Raw genomic sequence first — 19,038 nt, forward strand, 5'->3', positions numbered from 1 at the left:
ATACAAAAATCGGCCTATGTTTATCGGGAAAAAATCCGTTAGAATAGAAGTAAGAGAAAGGCTGTTGTTTCATAAGCCTTTCTTCCTAAAATGAAAATCGGAGGCAGGCCCATGAACAAGGGAAAAACACCAGTATCTAAAACAAAAGAAAAAACATCCATAGCCCAGAAAAAAGAAAACAGGTATGGGTGGCTGTTTATTTCGCCCTACCTGATTTTTTTCACTGTTTTCACTGGCATTCCTTTTGTCATTGCAATTGTGATGTCGTTTATAAACATGAAATATATTACCAGGCTGGACAACCTTAAATTTGTAGGGTTTCAAAACTTTATAAAAGTATTCACCAACAAGGAGATCATGGCGTCCCTCATAAGGACTTTTCAATATTCCCTGGTATATGTGCCCCTTATTATGATCCTTGGATTTGTGCTGGCATTTATGCTGAACAACGGGGTCTATATGAAAAAGGCCATGCGTTCCCTTGTGTTTATGCCTTACGTATCCAACATGGTGGCAGTTGCCGTAATTTTTAAGGTACTGCTTGGAAATAACAGTCCCATAATCCTTGCTTTAAGAAATATGGGGTTTGACCCGCCGCTGCTTTTGCTGAACTTAAAGCTGGCTCTTCCCACTGTGGCTATGATTTCCGTCTGGAAGGGCGTTGGCCTTAACATGGTGGTTTATCTTGGAGCGCTTCAGGAGGTGCCCGCTGAGCTGCTGGAAGCGGCACAGATTGACGGAGCAACAAAATGGCAGCGGATCCGCAATATCATCATACCAATGATTTCTCCCACCACCTTTTTCCTTGTAATCAGCTCCATTATCGGTTCCTTCCAGAACTTTACCTGCATACAGGCTCTTACTGAGGGAGGTCCGGGACAGGCGACCACCGTTATGTCCGTAAATATTGTCCGTACTGCATTTACAAAATATGAAACCAGTCTGGCAAGTGCAATGGCTTTCATCATGTTTGTGCTTGTCATGATCGTAACGCTTATCCAATGGCGCGGACAGAAAAAATGGGTTAATTATTAAGGGAGGAATCATCAATGACAAGCAAAAAGAAAAGCATAAAGATAGTACTCACAGTGTTTATTCTGTTGATCGGGCTGGCGTCTAATTTTCCGTTTCTGTTCATGATTTCCTCTTCCTTTAAGGTCAGCGGAGAGGTCATGAAGTTTCCATGGCATCTGATTCCGGAAAACCCCACCCTGATGAATTTTCAGGCATTATTTACAAACGGCATTTATAACTTTCAGAAATGGTATTTTAACACGGTGGTCATGACGGCCCTTACCATTGCGATCAAGATATTTTTTGTAAGCTTTACTGCATATGGATTTGCAAGAATTAAATTTAAGGGAAAAGACGCGATCTTTCTTGTCCTGCTGTCAGCCATGATGATACCAAGTGACATTATGATCATACCAAGGTACATGATCTTTAAAAATCTGCACATCCTGGATACCATGTGGTCTCTGATCCTGCCAAGCTGTGTTGATGTGTATTTTGTATTCCTTCTGCGCCAGTCCTTTGTTTCCATTCCGGACTCCTTAAGTGAAGCGGCTAAAATTGACGGCTGCGGCCATTTCCGCATTTATTGGAAAATCATTTTCCCATTGGCAAAGCCGGCCATTGCAACCATGGCCCTGTTTTCCTTTACATGGTCCTGGAACGATTACATGGGACCCTATCTGTACATATCAACCATGGATAAGCAGATGCTTTCCGTTGGAGTGAAGCTCTTTTCCTCCGGCTTAATTCAGGATTACGGAAGTCAGATGGCTGCGGCAACGGCTGTACTGCTGCCCATTCTGATTGCCTTCCTGTTCTGCCAGAAGTTTTTTATCGAAGGGGTAGCCTCCTCCGGTGTGAAGGGCTGATCTATGAAATATAAGGGGCGTATAAGCCTTTGAAATCAAAAAAGATGAAATAGAAAGGGGATATAAGATGGAAAGAAAACTTACCGGAAGAGTCACTGTTCCCACGGACGTGGATATGATACAGGAGACAAAGGAGATTGCCAGGCGGTGGGGTGCCGATGCCCTGCGGGATTGTGATGGGACAAATATGCCGGAGGAGCTTAAGAAAATGCCCGTCAAAATTTACTCCACCTATTATACCACCAGAAAGGACAACGATTGGGCCATGGCGAACCCGGATGAAGTCCAGCAGGTGTATTTGATGACGGAATTTTATACGGCAATGGATGAAGGCGGGTTTCGAATCCCTTTGATGAAGCATTTATACAAGGAGCAGTTAAAGCCAAATACCATTCATGACATCAAGCGCTGGTGGGAGGTGGTGGACCGCACCACAGGGGAACCTCTGGCAGCCAATGAGTGGGATTATGAGGAAAGCACCCAGGAGGTCGTCATCTCCTTTCCCAAGCGGTATCACGATTATACCGTAAGTTTTCTGGCCTTCATCATCTGGGATCCGGTCCATATGTATAATTTCATCACCAATGACTGGCAGGATGTGGAGCATCAGATCACCTTTGATGTGCGCCAGCCAAAGACCCAGAAGCACGTGATTGAAAAGTTAAACCGCTGGATGGAAGAAAATCCGGACAGCAATGTAGTGCGTTTTACCACATTCTTTCATCAGTTCACCCTTGTATTTAATGAATATGCAAAAGAAAAATTTGTCGACTGGTTTGGATACAGCGCCAGCGTCAGTCCCTATATTTTAGAACAGTTTGAAAAAGAAGTGGGTTACCCCTTCCGCCCGGAATATATCATTGACCAGGGATACCATAACAATACCAACCGGGTGCCATCTAAGGAGTTCCGCGATTTCCAGGAATTTCAGCAGCGGGAGGTTTCAAGGCTTATGAAGGTCCTTGTGGATATCTGTCATGACCACGGCAAGGAAGCCATGATGTTTTTGGGAGACCACTGGATCGGAACGGAACCCTTTGGAGAGTATTTTAAACAGGTAGGACTGGATGCGGTGGTTGGAAGTGTGGGGAATGGAACCACCCTTCGTCTGATTTCCGATATTCCGGGAGTAAAATATACGGAAGGCCGTTTTCTGCCTTATTTCTTCCCCGATGTGTTCCATGAAGGGGGAGATCCCATAAAAGAAGCAAAAGTAAACTGGGTGACCGCAAGGCGTGCCATCTTAAGAAAACCGGTTGACAGGATCGGCTACGGCGGATATTTAAAGTTAGCCCTGGAATTTCCGGAATTTATCCAATACATTGAAGAAGTCTGTGATGAATTCCGTCTTCTTTATGAAAATGTGGGAGGACAAAGCCCTTACAGCCATTTTAAGGTGGGAGTGCTGAATTCCTGGGGAAAGATCCGTTCCTGGGGAACCCATATGGTCGCCCATGCCATTGATTATAAGCAGACCTATTCCTATGCCGGAGTGCTGGAAGCCTTAAGCGGAATGCCTTTTGACGTGGAATTCATCAGCTTTGAGGATGTGATCGCAGATCCGGATGTATTAAATAAATGCAAGGTTGTCATAAATGTGGGCGACGCTTATACAGGTCCCAGCGGCGGGGTTTACTGGGCCGATCCCAGAGTCAGCAGTGCCGTAAAAGCCTTTGTAGCTTCAGGAGGCGGATTAATCGGAGTGGGAGAGCCGTCTGCCTGTGAATATCAGGGCCGGTATTTTAACCTGGCAAATGTGCTGGGCGTAAACAAAGAGGTCGGTTTTTCCCTTTCAACAGATAGATACAACTGGGAAGAGCACAGTCATTTTATTACAAAGGATTCCTCTGAAGCCATTGATTTCGGAGAAGGGATGAAGAATATCTATGCTCTTACTGGGGCGGAAATCTTAAAAAAGGACGGGGAAGATGTCCAGATGGCGGTCAACCGGTTCGGAGAGGGAAGAAGTGTATATATCAGCGGCATTCCCTATTCCTTTGAAAATTCCAGAATGCTTTACCGGGCAATCTTCTGGGCAGCAGGTATGGAGCAGGAGATGAAGAAATGGTACAGCAGCAATTATAATATTGAAGTCAATTATTATCCGGCTACAGGCAAATATTGTATCGTAAATAACACCTATGAGCCTCAGGAAACTGTGATTTATGACGGAAACGGCAACGAATGTTCCATGCAGTTAAAGGCAAATGATATTTTGTGGTTTTCGTTCCTTGAATCCTGATGAATCAACCGGATATATCAGAAAGGGATCATGGTCATTATGCAGACAAAGGAAACGCTTGAAGCGTATGAGGCAATCACTGCAGAGGAAGCACTTGAAGCGCTGAATCATGTGGTTACCCGGATCAGAAATAATATTTCGGATTTTTATGATACTTTCCCGGCGGCAAGCAGCATCAACCAGATATATCCTGCATCAGAAAACGATGATTGGACCAATGGATTCTGGACCGGACAGCTGTGGCTGGCATATGAACAGACAAAGGAGGCGGCTTTTAAGGAAGCCGCCCTTTATCAAGTACCGGGCTTTCGGGAACGCCTGATCAAGAGAATTGTAGTGGATCATCATGATATGGGATTTTTGTATACCCCCTCTTGTGTGGCAGCCTATAAGCTTACCGGTGACAAGCTGGCAAGAGAAACTGCTCTGATGGCAGCAGATAACCTGATGGGACGGTTTCAGGATAAGGGAGAATTTTTTCAGGCATGGGGAAAGCCCAGAGATCCCAGGGAATATCGGTTAATTATTGATTGTCTTTTAAACATGCCTCTGTTATTTTGGGCCTCAGAGGAAACAAAGAATCCAAAGTACTGTGAAGCTGCTTTGGCCCATATCCGAACCTCCATGAAATATGCAGTCCGTGAAGATTTTTCTACATACCACACCTATTATTTTGACCCGGAGACCGGAAATCCGGCGGGCGGAGTGACTGCACAGGGATATAGAGACGGCTCCATATGGGCAAGGGGCCAGTCATGGGGAATCTATGGTTCGGCGATTGCTTATAAATATTGTCCTGACCCAATGTACATGGAACGTTTTAAAAAGATTACAGCCTGCTTTCTGGAGCATTTGCCCAGGGATTTAGTACCTTATTGGGATTTTGATTTTACAGATGGCTGCAGGGAACCGAGAGACTCTTCTGCCGGGGCAATCGCAGCCTGCGGAATGCTTGAAATGGCAAAATACATGGAACCGGATGAGGCAAAAGCTGTATTGCAGAATGCAAAACGTTTAATAAAGGCGCTGACACACCACTGTTTATACCGTTCCGGTGAAAATACCAACGGAATATTGCTTCATTCCACCTATGCAAAAAGTTCCCCCTATAATTCGGTAAAGGACAGAGGGGTCGATGAATGTACTTTGTGGGGAGATTATTTTTATACAGAAGCGCTTGTGCGGCTGACAAAACAGTGGAATGTCTACTGGTAGAAAAGAGAGTGAAAAATGAAACAATTAGATGAGAGACTTATAAAAATTGTTCCGTCTGACAGACAGGTCATGGTGCAGAAGACAGAATTTTATGCATTCTTTCATTTTACTGTGAATACCTTTACCGGAACAGAATGGGGACATGGAACAGAACCGGCAGAAGTTTTTCATCCTGATCAAATGGATGCAAATCAATGGATACATGCGATTAAGGCGGCAGGGATGAAAGGCGCGATCCTCACCTGCAAACACCATGACGGATTTTGTTTATGGCCCAGTAAATATACAAAACATTCTGTGAAGTACAGTCCTTATATGAATGGAAAGGGAGATATTGTAAAAGAAGTTGCGAGAGCCTGTGAAAATGCAGGTCTGAAATTCGGCATTTATCTTTCTCCATGGGACCGGAATCAGGAAACCTATGGGCAGGGAAAAGCATATGATGATTATTTTGTTGCACAGCTTATGGAATTGCTTACAGGATATGGAGATATTTTCAGCGTATGGTTTGACGGTGCCTGCGGAGAAGGTCCTAATGGTAAAAAGCAGGTCTATGACTGGCAGCGTTATTATGATACCGTAAGAAAATATATGCCCGACGCCTGTATTTCCGTAAGCGGGCCGGATATCCGCTGGTGCGGCAATGAGGCAGGTGATACCCGTACCAGTGAATGGAGCGTTGTGCCGGCGGATTTATCTTTAGCAGAGCGGGTGGCGGCATTCAGCCAGCATGCTGATGACCCGTCTTTTAAGCAGAGGGTTATAGACAGTATGGAAGAGGATCTGGGAAGCAGGGAACGTCTGGCACAGGAGCAGCGTTTGATCTGGTATCCCGCAGAAGTGGATGTATCCATAAGGCCAGGCTGGTTTTATCATCCGGAAGAGGATGATAAGGTCCGGTCTTTGGAAAACCTTATGGACATTTACGAAAAATCCGTAGGTGGAAATGCAGCTCTGCTTTTAAATATTCCGCCAATGCCCAAGGGACTGCTTCACGGGGAAGACGTAAAAAGACTGGAAGAGATGGGCAGGGAAATACAAAAAAGATATGGGAATAACCTGGCAGAAGGAACTGAAATTCTGGTTAAAGAAGAAAATCAATGGAATGCAGTGAAGGGTGTGCAGACAGATGACTATGAGACTTATTATCATGGAAAAAGCCCTAAGGCAGAATTTAAGATTTCCTGGAAGAATCCGCAAAGGATTTCTGCAGCTATTTTAAAGGAAAATATATTAAAAAGCCAGAGGATTGAGGCTTTTGAAATTTTATCCATGAGGAACGGAATCCTTGCAAGTATATATAAAGGAACTACCGTTGGTTATAAAAAAATAGCCCGCTTTCCGCAGATAGAATCGGATATCCTGATTATACAAATTATAGATTCCAGGGTAGCGCCCACTCTTTCGTTTATTGGTATATATGAATAAAAAAATCGGTTTTCTTTAAAAAAACCGTGGAATGATAAGAATAACACATAAAGTTAAAATACAACCTATATAAACCCCATAAAATGTCAGCTATAATGGGATTATAAACAAAAGGAGGGTAACAGAAATGAAATTAAGAAGTGCATTGAAACGGAGCGCTGCTTTCAGCCTGGCAGCAACAATGGTTTTAAGTACTGCCGGTTGCGGACAATCCAACGGCACAAAGGCCAATGCTGACAGTAAAACAACAACAGAAGCATCCCAGAAATCCAACAGTGACAAGCCATTTGACGGAGTAACCGTAAAATGGGCATTAACAGATAATGCTGCAACGGCTACTGAAACAAAAGAAATGATAGAATTAATCAAAGAAAAAACAGGTATTAATGTAGAATTTTTCATTACTCCCACAGCTAAAGCGGGAGAAATGGACAAGGTGCTTGTAAGCCTGATGGCCGGAGAAGAAATGGATATCGTAAACAGAACTCCCCTTCAATTAGAGGAATTTTATAAAGCGGCTGTTTTAGAGTCCATTGATGATCTTGCAAAAGCAGATAATTATGATATGGATACTGTGTATGGAGGCCAAACGGTAAAATTTGAGGATCAGACATATGCAATTCCGGCAGAAAAGGATATTTGGCTGACCTACTATAACAAGAAGATCTTTGATGAAGCAAACGTTCCTTATCCCACCGCAGAAGGCTGGACCTGGGAAAAATATGTGGAAACAGCCAAGAAGTTAAACAACCCTGATAATAATATCTGGGGCTCCTTTATGAGTGATGACGTTGCATGCAACTATATGCAGGCGACCCAAAAGGGCGTGTCCCCTTACAAGGAAGACGGAACCGCTAATTTTGATGATCCGGCATATGCCGATGCCATGGAGTGGTTTTTCAGCCTTGGAAATGAATTAAAGATCCAGCCAAACAGCCTGGATCTGGCTTCCGGTACATATCCATACAACTCCTTTATGGTAAATGGAAACATCGGCATGTACGTATACGGCGGCTGGGTAGCAAGTGCCTTATCTGACAAGGTGAAATATCCCAGAGACTGGGAACTGGGAATTCTTCCCATGCCTTATCCGGAAGGTTCTGACCCGTCTTCCCTCACAATTACAAACTGCTATGCAATCCCTAAGACATCCAAGAACAAGGAGGCTGCATTTGAGGCCATCAAAACCATTTGTGAAAACAAATATACTTTGGGCTATGGACGTGTTCCTGCCAAGATCTTAACAGAAGATGAAGCAAAAGCCTATATTGAAAGCAGCCTGCTTCCAAAATTCAAAGATGACAACTTAACAGTAGAAGATTTTATGGCAGGCTGGTTTGACAACAGCAGAGCATACTTGGGAGAAAAGATCATGGGTACTGCTGATACAACCATCGGACAGATTTACACCGAGGAAGGTCAGTTATACGGCCAGGGACAGAAGTCACTGGAAGATACCATGAAATCCATTCAGGACAGAGCAAATGAAGCAATAGAAGAAGCACAGAAATAATGAGAAAGCGCTGCCATGACATTTGGCGGCGCTTTCTTTCCCCATTGGAAAGAGACGCAGGAAAGGGAAAAGAAATGGAAGAACGGATTTATCTCCTCCCAAAGGAAGGAGATTTTTATAAGGCAAATATGCACTGCCACACAACGGTCTCAGACGGAAGGCTGACACCTGAGCAGATCAAAGAGGAATATGAGAAGAGGGGATACCAGATCGTAGCCTATACGGATCTTGGAATGTATTGCCCTCATCCGGAGCTGACTACAAAGGATTTCCTGGCTCTGGCGGGCTTTGAGGCGGAATTAAAGGAAAATTTCCTGAACGGGGAACAAACTGCTGGAGGAAGCTCTTCCATGATTTTCTATGATTCCGGTCCGGATGAAGGGCAGGAGGAAAAAACGGAAATTTACAGGCTGGAAGCAGGAAAGCATGACCGTTCTTACATCAATTCTTATATAAAGAAGATGAATCAGCTTGGTTTCCTGGCAACCAACAGCCATCCATACCGGTCCATGGAGGGGTATGAGGAATATACAGGGCTTGAAGGGCTTTTTGCCATGGAGATTTATCATTACCGCAGGGAAATAGAAGGATTAAACGGTTACATTCCCCAGGCCTATGATGAAATGCTGCGGAAGGGTAAGAAGATTTATTGCATGGCATCCGACGGAAACCGGAATGAACATCCCATGGGACATCCCTTTTGCGATTCCTTTGGGGGTTTTATAAAGATCAAGACAAAGGAGCTTACCTATCCGGCAGTGATGAAGGCTTTAAAACAAGGAGATTTCTACAGCTCCATGGGTCCTGAGATCCATTCCCTCTACATAGAAGGCAGGGACCTGGTGGTAAAGACCAGCCCGGTGGAGAAGATTTATGTAAAAACGGAAGGCAGGAACTGCCATATAAAGGCGGCGCCTTTTGGGGAAACTCTGGAAGCGGCCAGGTTTCCCTTAACGGGAAGGGAAGGTTATATCCGTGTGACCTGCCGCAGTGAAAACGGGCTGTATGCAGATTCCAATGCATATTTCTTAAAGGATCTGCCTTTGGAATTTAATAAAGAGCAGGAGATATGATTTTGGACAAAAGGGTACAGCAAAAAAAGATCCAATCGGAAAAGGTACAGTCCATGCTGTTCTGGTTATGCTGGACAGCTTATTTTTCCACCTATCTTGGAAGGCTGAATTATTCCGCTTCTTTAACGGAGATCATCAGGGCAGAAGGATATGAGAAGGGAGCGGCAGGCTTTATAGGAACTGCATTCTTCTTTTCCTATGGCCTTGGGCAGCTTTTCAGCGGAGTGATGGGAGATAAGAAAAAACCTTACAAAATGATTTTTATAGGAGTTCTTGGTTCCGGAATCTGCAATGGGGCGATGGGATTGTCAGGAGCCGTCTGGCAGATGGCTGTAGTGTGGTGCATCAATGGCTTGTTCCAGTCCCTGATCTGGTCGCCCATCATTAAATTGTTTTCCGACTGGATTCCCACAGGCAGCCAGAAAAAATTCTGCGTCAACATCAACAGCAGCGTCCCTGTGGGCACCTTTGCAGCATACGGGCTGACCGCCCTCATTATATGGAAATTCCACTGGAGAACGGTTTTTTTCTTTTCTTCCCTGTGTCTGGCGGCTATCAGCGTGATCTGGTATGCGGGCAGCCGAAAGATAAAGCGGGATGTGGAAGAAAACGGGATTATGGAAGAACCGGTCTTTATTTCACAGGATAAAAAACAGACGGACGCCTCCATGTGGAAACTGATTCTGGCCTCAGGGATGATATACTTTTGTTTTGGGCTGATGTTCCAGGGAGTGTTAAAGGATGGCGTGACCACCTGGATCCCCACCTACATCCGGGAGGAGTTTCATATGGAATCCGTAATTTCCATCATCAGCACCACCGTTATACCGGTTTTTAATTTAAGCGGCGTTTATATGGCCTCTGTTGCCAACCGGAAGATTTTTAAAAGCGAAATCGCCACTTCTGCTTCATTTTTTGCCTTATGTGCTGCAGCACTGTTTTTATTGCGGCTCTATAAGGGAGAATCCGTATTAACCGTACTGGTTTTATTTGGCATGGCGACCACGGCAATGATGGCGGTGAACACCATGCTGGTCAGCATGGTGCCCATATATTTTGCTCCTTACGGGAAATCCTCCACGGCTTCCGGGGTTTTAAATTCCTCTGCTTATGCGGGAGGAGCAATGTCTGCCTACGGGATCGGAGTATTGTCTGAACAGGTGGGATGGGATGCTACCATTTTGATTTGGATCATTATTGCCATTTTGGGGGCGGCGGTATGCTGGGCGGGAAAAGCCCGGTGGAAACGGTTTCTGCAAAATGGCATCTAAGGGATGGGAGGAAAATAAGTTGGAAAACAGAATTTATTTATTGCCTGAGACAGGAAGATTTTATAAAGCAAACCTTCACAGCCATACGGTTGTATCAGACGGAAGGATGACGCCGGAAGAGGCGAAGGAAAATTATAAAAAGCGTGGATACCAGATCATGGCATTTACGGATCACAGGATATACCGGAATCATGAGGAATTAAACGATGAGGAATTCCTGACCCTTGCAGCCGTAGAGGTGGATATGAATGAGGCGGGACCGGACCGGCTGCGGCCAAAGGATAAGACGTATCATATAAATTTGTATGATACAAAGCCGGAATATGAGCGGGCCAGGAAGGAACAGGGAATCTGCCCGGAATGTAAGTATGGGGATTTTGATTACATCAACAGGTATCTGGAGGAGATGAAGGAGCTGGGGTTTCTTTCCTGCTATAACCACCCTTACTGGTCCTTGCAAAATTATGACGATTACAAGGGCTTAAACGGGCTTTTTGCCATGGAAATCTACAATTATGGGTGTGAGCATGACGGGCTGTACGGTTATAACCCTCAGGCTTATGATGATATGCTTTGTTTAGGCAAAAGGCTGTGGTGTATGGCCACGGATGACAATCACAACAGTTATCCTTTTGACAATCCCCTGTGCGACTCCTTCGGGGGCTTTACCATGATAAAGGCGGAAGCTTTAAGCTATGCTGCTGTTGTAAATGCGCTGGTAAATGGCCATTTCTACAGCTCCATGGGACCGGAGATAAAAGAGATTTATGCGGAAGGCAGGGAGTTGGTGGTGAAGACCGGGCCTGTCCAGGCTATCTGCGGGATCACGGATATGGGAAGGACCTGCCGAAGGGCGGCAGTCCGGGGGGAGAGCATTAGGGAAGCAAGGTTTCCCCTCCATGGGAATGAAGCCTATATCCGTGTAGAATGCAAGGATGAGAAGGGGCTTTTTGCCAACAGCAATGCATATTTTCTTTCTGATATGGTATTTTAAAAGGATTTAAAGAGACTTCCCTGTATCAAACATGGTCCTGCAAAGCCACTTACCTGTCTCTGTGCGAAAAATCTTATTGAAAGCTGACCTGATAGAATCTGCATTCATTTGATCTTCATACATGTTTACAAGAAAGTCTGCTTCTACAAGTATCTGATAATCAAGGCCATCTATTCCATGATATGTATGGTGATGGCCTACCAGGTAACAAACTCTTTCAATTACCTCCTTTTGATACCCCAGTCCGGCAAGCAGCGTTTCAGCGGCCGGAGGTCCTTCCAGCTCCTGGTATTTTCCGCCGGAGCTTCCGTATTTTTCTTCTGACGCCTTAATCCCGATGTCATGGACAATGGCCGCAGTCTCTAAAATAAACTGTGTTTCCTCGCTGATTTTTTCTTCCATTCCAATCAGGCGGGCAAAACTGTGAACTTTTATGAAATGCTGGATTCGTTTTGGGTCTCCCTGATAAAATGCTGTCATTTCCATGATGAGTTGTTCTGTATTCATATGAACCTCCTGTTTCTGCAGCTATTCTTCCGATTATTATAGCATAAGGCCATTTTTCGTTAAAGATATATCAAAAAAAATATTTTATGGGCACGGGTAATTGAAAAAAAATCTCAAGTATGGTATGCTTTTATCATAGCAGCATCCTGACACCAAAAATCCGGTTTGAGGTAGAAGGTTCGGCACTTGAGAGATTGTTTATTTTGCCGCGCCTTTATGGCGCGGTTTTTTTGTTTCACAAAGCAGAAATCCAAAATAATAAAACGGAGGAAAGATGATGGAAACCAGAATTGCAGTAATCGGTATCGTGGTAGAAGAGGAAGAATCCGTGGAATTACTCAATGACATCCTTCACGAGTACCGGCAGCACATCATTGGCCGCATGGGCATCCCTTATCCCAAAAAACAGGTGAGCATCATCAGTATTGCAGTGGATGCGCCCCAGAGCATTATTTCCGCCCTGACCGGAAAGATCGGAAAATTAAAGGGAATCAGTTCCAAAACGGCCTATCAGGGAAAACAGGCATAAAAAAGCTGTTTTAAAAGGCAAAACCTTATGATAATAATAACTGACGGAGAAGCAGAAGCTGACCCAAAAGAAAGGAAGTAACATTATGTATGATCCAAAATCCCTAAAAGCGGAAGAGTTCATTTCCCATGAAGAAATTCTTGAAACGCTTGACTATGCGGAGAAAAACAAAGCCAATGGAGAACTGATCGATCAGATCATCGCCAAGGCAAGGCTGGCAAAGGGCCTGACCCACCGGGAGGCATCTGTCCTTCTGGCCTGTGAGATCCCGGAAAAAATACAGGAAGTCTATGATCTGGCAGAACAGATCAAAAAGGATTTCTATGGAAGCCGTATCGTTATGTTTGCTCCTCTTTATTTATCCAACTACTGCGTAAATGGCTGCACCTACTGTCCATACCACTTAAAAAATAAACACATCGCCAGAAAAAAGCTGACCATGGAAGAGGTGGAAAGGGAAGTCATTGCCCTTCAGGACATGGGCCATAAGCGGCTTGCCATTGAAGCAGGAGAGGATCCTGTAAATAATCCCATGGAATATATCCTGGATTGCATCAAAACCATATATTCCATCAAGCACAAAAACGGGGCCATCCGCCGGGTCAATATAAACATTGCAGCTACCACGGTAGAAAATTACCGGAAGCTGAAAGAGGCGGAAATCGGGACCTATATTCTCTTTCAGGAAACCTATCATAAAGAAAGCTATGAAAAGCTTCATCCCACAGGTCCCAAACACGACTACGCCTACCACACCGAGGCCATGGACCGGGCCATGGAGGGCGGCATTGACGACGTAGGTCTGGGCGTTCTCTTTGGATTGGAGCTGTACCAGTATGAATTTGCAGGGCTTTTGATGCATGCGGAGCATTTGGAGGCAGTTCATGGGGTAGGACCTCATACCATTAGTGTTCCACGCATCAAGAAGGCAGATGACATTGATCCGGAGGCCTTTGACAATGGGATCGATGATGAAATATTTGCAAAGCTCTGCGCCCTGATCCGGATTTCAGTCCCCTATACGGGAATGATCGTTTCCACCAGGGAAAGCCAGGCGGTAAGGGAAAAGGTGATCCGGCTGGGCGTATCCCAGATCAGCGGAGGCTCCAGAACCAGCGTGGGAGGCTACCAGGAGGAAATCCGCCCTACGGACACAGAGCAGTTTGACGTATCGGACCAGCGTTCCCTGGATGAAGTGGTTCACTGGCTCATGGACATGGGCTATATCCCTTCCTTTTGTACTGCCTGTTACCGGGAAGGACGTACGGGAGACCGTTTTATGAGCCTTTGCAAAAGCGGTCAGATCCAGAACTGCTGCCAGCCTAATGCCTTGATGACATTAAAGGAATATCTGATAGATTACGCTTCAGAGGATACAAGAAGGATCGGTGAAACCCTGATTACGGCGGAATTAAACCACATTCCAAAGGAGAAGGTCCGCCTGATCTGTGAGGATCATTTAGAGAACATAGAAAATGGGATCAGGGATTTCCGGTTCTGACCCTGCGGGCAGCGGCCAAGGCCGGACAAGTCTGGTATAAGCCGTCTGCTATGGCAAAAATTAACAATAGAAGAGGTGATAACCATGGGACTAAATGAAACACCATCCTCTGAGCGGGTGCATATCGGCTTTTTCGGCCTCCGCAATGCAGGAAAATCAAGCGTTGTTAATGCAGTGACAGGACAGGAGCTGTCCGTTGTGTCCGAGGTGAAAGGGACTACCACGGATCCGGTTTACAAATCCATGGAGCTTCTCCCAATGGGACCGGTGGTCATCATTGATACGCCGGGCTTTGATGATGAAGGCTCTTTGGGAGAGATGCGGGTAAGGAAAACCAAGCAGATATTAAACCGGGCCGACTGTGCGGTTCTGGTCGTGGATGGAACTGTTGGAAAGACTAAAACCGATGAAGAACTGATCCGTTTGTTTCAGGAAAAGAAGATCCCTTATGTGGTCGCTTATAATAAATGTGATTTAACAGGAGATCAGAACTATGAGGACGGACTTTCTGTCAGCGCGTCCCTTGGCCTGTTTATCCAGGAATTAAAGGAACGGATCGGAAGCCTTGTAAACACCGGGGATACAAAGCTGAGAATTGTGGGAGATTTACTGAATCCATACGATCTGGTGGTTTTGGTAATTCCCATTGATAAGGCTGCACCAAAAGGACGTCTTATCCTGCCTCAGCAGCAGGCGATCCGGGACATTCTGGAGGCGGGAGGCATATCCGTCGTAGTGCGTGAAACGGAATTAAAGGAAACCCTGGAAAGGCTGGGAACCAGGCCAAATCTTGTCATTACGGACAGCCAGGCGTTTGAGCAGGTAAATAAGGATACTCCGGAAGAGATCCTTCTCACATCCTTTTCCATCCTCATGGCAAGGTATAAGGGCTTTTTAGAGGACTCCGTAAAAGGAGTGGCTGCTATGGGCGATTTAAAGGATGGGGATAAGATCCTGATTTCCGAAGGCTGTACCCATCACAGACAGTGTGATGATATTGGGACCGTAAAGCTTCCCCGCTGGCTTCGGCAGCATACGGGAAAAGAGCTTTTGATAGAAACGTCCTCCGGACGGGAATTTCCCGATGACTTATCGTCCTATAAGCTGATCATTCACTGCGGCGGCTGCATGTTAAATGAACGGGAGATGGAATACCGGAGAAAGTGTGCGGCGGATGCAGGAGTGGCCTTTACCAATTATGGAATTGCCATCGCTTATATGAAGGGGATTTTAAAAAGGAGCATTGAGGTATTCCCTCATCTTAATGAGCTGCTGCCTTAACAGGATATCACTTTCCTTTGTCAGTATCTCACAAACGTTAAGAGTTTGTGTAAATATGTTTGTTCATGTTGACTTGTGGGCATGCTTATGATATGGTAATAAAAGCCAGATATAGAGGAACAGTCATCATGGGGTAGCTGAAAAAGCCTTGATTTTATTGGCTGCAGTGAAATCAATATCCGGAACGGTAATGTTCCGGTTTTATTTGAAAAGACAAGACCTGTGTCCTGGTTTAGGAGCAGGTCTTGTTTTTCGGTTGCTTAAGATGATTTTGCCGGCATAAGAAAAGCACAAACGTGAAGGGAGCTAAAAAATGGATTTTTTATTGTCAGGTATTACTTCTATTACAATTCCCCAGTTAGTCATGTATTTTGTAGGATTTTTACTGATCTATCTTGCTGTCAAAAAGGGGTATGAGCCCTCTCTCCTTCTTCCAATGGGATTCGGCGCTATCCTGGTCAACCTGCCTATGTCCGGCGTGGTGGATCAGACTCTTCCGGGAATAGGAGATACCCACGGCATTATTCAGTGGCTGTTTGAAACTGGGATAGAGGCCTCGGAAGCGCTGCCTCTCCTTCTGTTTATCGGGATCGGAGCCATGATTGATTTTGGCCCTCTTTTATCCAATCCCATTATGATGCTGTTCGGTGCGGCGGCTCAGTTTGGCATCTTTTTAACGATTACCGTGGCCATCTTACTTGGTTTTGAACTTTCTGACGCAGCCTCCATCGGAATCATCGGCGCTGCCGACGGACCCACTTCCATTCTGGTATCTCAGATACTTAAGTCAAACTATATCGGGCCTATTGCGGTGGCGGCGTATTCCTATATGGCTCTGGTTCCTCTGGTCCAGCCCTTTGCCATTAAGCTGGTCACCACCAAAAAGGAACGCTTAATCCGGATGCCTTATAATCCTATATCAGTATCCAAAAGGATCAAGATCCTGTTTCCTATTGCAGTGTCCATAATTGCAGGACTTGTTGCGCCTCAGTCTGTTTCTCTGGTGGGATTTCTGATGTTCGGAAACCTATTAAGAGAATGCGGCGTTCTTCACAGCCTGTCAGATGCGGCACAGAATATTCTTGCCAATCTGGTTACCCTGCTGCTGGGGATCACCGTTTCCTTCAGCATGAGGGCGGAAGCCTTTGTAACCTGGCAGACCCTTGTCATTCTCATCCTTGGCCTTGTTGCATTTGTATTTGACACCATAGGAGGAGTTCTGTTTGCCAAGTTCATTAATTTATTCCGCAAGAATAAGATCAATCCCATGATCGGTGCAGCCGGTATTTCCGCTTTTCCCATGTCAGCCCGTGTTGTACAGAAGCTGTCCATAAAGGAAGACCCGACCAACCATCTGCTGATGCATGCCATCGGGGCCAATGTTTCAGGGCAGATCGCCTCTGTTTTGGCAGGGGGAATTGTCTTAAACCTTTTAACTACCTTATTATGATCAGTATCTGCCAAGGGAATTTCTGATGTCTGAAAGAGAGGAGCCAGCTATGTTTGATAAATTTCTTCTGTCACTGGGTATTATGTGGAAGGGAATGTTCAGTATATTTCTAGTTATCATCATTATTACACTGCTTATTATGGGGTTTCAGTGGCTTGAAAAGAAGCTTTTTGATAAAAAAGAAGAGTAACGTAATTTAGTTTTTTAAAGAAAAGATTAAGCCACAAAGGATTGACAATCCGTTAAAACTGTATTATGATAACTTGAGTTTTATATATAAACCTGAGCTTTGCCACCGGGTAAAGAATTTCAAGGTGTTCTGAAATATTCCGTTAGGTCGTAGAAGGAATGTTTTAAGAACACCTTTTTTATGTCATAGGAACCTATTTCCTATGATATAAAACCCTCCGGGGCCGGGCACTCCGGGCTAAGGAAATGTGGTTGCAAAGGCAGCCGCACTCCGGCGGGAGAGCCTGCAAAGCAGACTTTTTATTGTATTAAAAGGAGGATATGAGATGGAACAATCTGTCTTAAAAAGCTATGTCAAATATGTGAGCCTTAATATATTGGGAATGATAGGGCTTTCCTGCTACATACTGGCAGATACCTTTTTTGTATCAAGGGCACTGGGGGCTGCCGGTCTGGCGGCACTGAATTTTTCAATCGGGATTTACAGTCTGATTCATGGTACAGGATTAATGATCGGTATGGGAGGAGCTACCAGATACAGTATTTTAAAATCCCAGAATAAGGGGAACGGGATCAATGCTGTTTTTGCCGCCAGTTTAAAGCTGGGAACTTTGATGGGAGTGGTGTTTGCGGTCACAGGAATACTTGGCTCCGGGCCTTTGGCCGTGTTATTGGGAGCAGATGCAGCTACACTGCCTTTGACTAAGGCATATTTAAGCACAATACTGTGTTTTGCACCGTTTTTTATCCTGAATAATATCATGCTGGCATTTGTAAGGAATGACAATGATCCTAAGCTGGCCATGATTGCAATGCTGACAGGGAGTCTTTCCAATATTATATTGGACTATATATTTATGTTTCCCCTTGGAATGGGGATGTTTGGTGCAGCCTTTGCCACAGGCCTGGCACCGGTTATCAGCCTTGGAGTTTTGTCTGCCCACTTTATCGGGGGAAAAAGCGGTATCCGGTGGAGGCAAGGCAGAATCAGAAGAAAGGCTGTCAGTGATATCCTGGGGCTGGGCATGGCCGCATTTATTACTGAAGTGTCCTCGGCCATAGTTTTGATCACCTTTAATCTTGTTATTCTGAAGCTGGAGGGGAACTTAGGTGTGGCCTCTTACGGAATTGTGGCTAATATTGCATTGGTAGGAATCTCGGTCTTCACAGGAATTGCCCAGGGAATACAGCCGTTGGTCAGCAAGGCTTATGGATCAGGAAATGGGATTATCATAAAAAAGCTGCTCCGCTATGCGGTTTTCACCTCCCTGGCCATTGCATCAGCAATCTATTTCCTGGTATTTTTCTCTTCGGATCAAATGGTAAGTGTGTTTAACAGTGAGCAGAATGCCGCAATCGCTCTTCTTGCAAGGGAGGGGTTAAGGATTTACTTTGCCGGATTTTTCTTTGCCGGGATCAATATTATTGTATGCATGTATTTAAGTGCTGCAGAGCGGGGGCTGCATGCCTTTTTTGTATCAGTGGCAAGGGGCTGTGTTGTGCTTGTTCCCATGGTGTTCCTCTTAAGCCGGATCTGGGGGATGACGGGAGTCTGGCTGTCATTTGTTGTGACGGAAGGCCTGGTGTGCGTCCTTGGCATGATATTCGTATTTGCAAAAAAGGGTACAGCTGTTTATGAAGAAGCTTTATAATCCCCGGGACTTTTTCCGGTCACTTCCTTAAAGGCTCGGATAAAGTGTGCGGAATCATTATAACCTACCGCCTGGGCGATTTCGTAAATTTTCATGTTGTTGTCTGCGATGAGGCGGTCCTCCTTATTAAGCCGGGGAGAAGCTTACCGGCATGTACCGGGAGGAAAAATAAAGATATCAGAGAAACGCTGTTTGACTATGCAGCGTTTCTTTTTTACTTTCGGGTTTCCGGCAAGCCCATGGCCTATTCACAGCTTAGGAACCAGTCCCGGATTGGTGAAATAAGAAAATAGGAATTTATAGCAATCCA

General features: G+C 45.1%; 17 protein-coding genes. 15 read left to right on the forward strand and 2 right to left on the reverse strand.

The window, feature by feature from the left end:
- Positions 1-111 precede the first annotated feature (111 nt).
- From K401_RS0121215 to K401_RS0121255, 9 genes are all read left to right on the forward strand, one after another.
- A complete protein-coding gene (locus K401_RS0121215) occupies positions 112-1,035 on the forward strand; it encodes a carbohydrate ABC transporter permease (protein WP_024294840.1) in 924 nt (307 codons plus the stop codon).
- Positions 1,036-1,049: 14 nt separating this feature from the next.
- Positions 1,050-1,883, forward strand: coding sequence for a carbohydrate ABC transporter permease (locus K401_RS0121220; RefSeq protein WP_024294841.1), 834 nt, complete (start codon positions 1,050-1,052; stop codon positions 1,881-1,883).
- Between the two features lie 67 nt (positions 1,884-1,950).
- The gene (gene gnpA / locus K401_RS0121225) at positions 1,951-4,125 is read left to right on the forward strand and encodes a 1,3-beta-galactosyl-N-acetylhexosamine phosphorylase (RefSeq protein WP_024294842.1); all 2,175 of its coding nucleotides are present in this window, start codon (positions 1,951-1,953) and stop codon (positions 4,123-4,125) included.
- A gap of 39 nt (positions 4,126-4,164) precedes the next feature.
- A complete protein-coding gene (locus tag K401_RS0121230; protein WP_024294843.1) occupies positions 4,165-5,340 on the forward strand; it encodes a glycoside hydrolase family 88 protein in 1,176 nt (391 codons plus the stop codon).
- A gap of 15 nt (positions 5,341-5,355) precedes the next feature.
- Positions 5,356-6,768 (forward strand): alpha-L-fucosidase, encoded by a 1,413-nt coding sequence (locus K401_RS0121235; RefSeq protein WP_024294844.1) that lies wholly within the window; start codon positions 5,356-5,358, stop codon positions 6,766-6,768.
- Positions 6,769-6,895: 127 nt separating this feature from the next.
- Entirely contained in the window at positions 6,896-8,281 is a 1,386-nt protein-coding gene (locus K401_RS0121240) for an ABC transporter substrate-binding protein (RefSeq protein ID WP_024294845.1), read from the forward strand.
- A 74-nt stretch (positions 8,282-8,355) separates the two neighbouring features.
- Complete coding sequence (locus tag K401_RS0121245) at positions 8,356-9,354, forward strand: CehA/McbA family metallohydrolase domain-containing protein (protein WP_024294846.1); 999 nt, start codon at positions 8,356-8,358, stop codon at positions 9,352-9,354.
- Positions 9,351-10,625 (forward strand): MFS transporter, encoded by a 1,275-nt coding sequence (locus K401_RS0121250; protein WP_242842327.1) that lies wholly within the window; start codon positions 9,351-9,353, stop codon positions 10,623-10,625. The genes K401_RS0121245 and K401_RS0121250 overlap by 4 nt, the downstream gene beginning before the upstream one ends.
- 19 nt (positions 10,626-10,644) lie before the next feature.
- A complete protein-coding gene (locus K401_RS0121255; RefSeq protein ID WP_024294848.1) occupies positions 10,645-11,619 on the forward strand; it encodes a PHP domain-containing protein in 975 nt (324 codons plus the stop codon).
- A gap of 6 nt (positions 11,620-11,625) precedes the next feature.
- On the opposite strand, the gene K401_RS0121260 is transcribed toward K401_RS0121255, so the two are convergent.
- Entirely contained in the window at positions 11,626-12,126 is a 501-nt protein-coding gene (locus tag K401_RS0121260) for an HD domain-containing protein (protein ID WP_024294849.1), read from the reverse strand.
- 277 nt (positions 12,127-12,403) lie between these two features.
- On the opposite strand from K401_RS0121260, the gene K401_RS0121265 reads away from it, so the two are divergent.
- From K401_RS0121265 to K401_RS0121290, 6 genes are all read left to right on the forward strand, one after another.
- On the forward strand, positions 12,404-12,655 hold the full coding sequence (locus K401_RS0121265) for a TM1266 family iron-only hydrogenase system putative regulator (protein ID WP_013273055.1): 252 nt from the start codon (positions 12,404-12,406) through the stop codon (positions 12,653-12,655).
- Positions 12,656-12,740: 85 nt separating this feature from the next.
- Entirely contained in the window at positions 12,741-14,156 is a 1,416-nt protein-coding gene (gene hydG, locus K401_RS0121270; protein WP_024294850.1) for a [FeFe] hydrogenase H-cluster radical SAM maturase HydG, read from the forward strand.
- An 84-nt stretch (positions 14,157-14,240) separates the two neighbouring features.
- A complete protein-coding gene (gene hydF / locus K401_RS0121275) occupies positions 14,241-15,437 on the forward strand; it encodes a [FeFe] hydrogenase H-cluster maturation GTPase HydF (RefSeq protein ID WP_024294851.1) in 1,197 nt (398 codons plus the stop codon).
- Between the two features lie 313 nt (positions 15,438-15,750).
- Complete coding sequence (locus tag K401_RS0121280; RefSeq protein ID WP_024294852.1) at positions 15,751-16,887, forward strand: sodium ion-translocating decarboxylase subunit beta; 1,137 nt, start codon at positions 15,751-15,753, stop codon at positions 16,885-16,887.
- 49 nt (positions 16,888-16,936) lie between these two features.
- Positions 16,937-17,077 carry a hypothetical protein gene (locus tag K401_RS33265; RefSeq protein WP_166435288.1) on the forward strand — a complete coding sequence of 47 codons (141 nt, stop codon included), beginning with the start codon at positions 16,937-16,939 and terminating at the stop codon, positions 17,075-17,077.
- 325 nt (positions 17,078-17,402) lie between these two features.
- Positions 17,403-18,728, forward strand: coding sequence for an MATE family efflux transporter (locus K401_RS0121290; protein ID WP_024294853.1), 1,326 nt, complete (start codon positions 17,403-17,405; stop codon positions 18,726-18,728).
- Here the strand turns inward: K401_RS0121290 and K401_RS34250 are convergent.
- On the reverse strand, positions 18,710-18,823 hold the full coding sequence (locus K401_RS34250) for a helix-turn-helix domain-containing protein (protein WP_084492956.1): 114 nt from the start codon (positions 18,821-18,823) through the stop codon (positions 18,710-18,712). The genes K401_RS0121290 and K401_RS34250 overlap by 19 nt on opposite strands.
- Between the last annotated feature and the right edge of the window lie 215 nt (positions 18,824-19,038).

This window comes from Lacrimispora indolis DSM 755 (assembly GCF_000526995.1).
GTDB classification, from domain to species: Bacteria; Bacillota; Clostridia; order Lachnospirales; family Lachnospiraceae; genus Lacrimispora; species Lacrimispora indolis.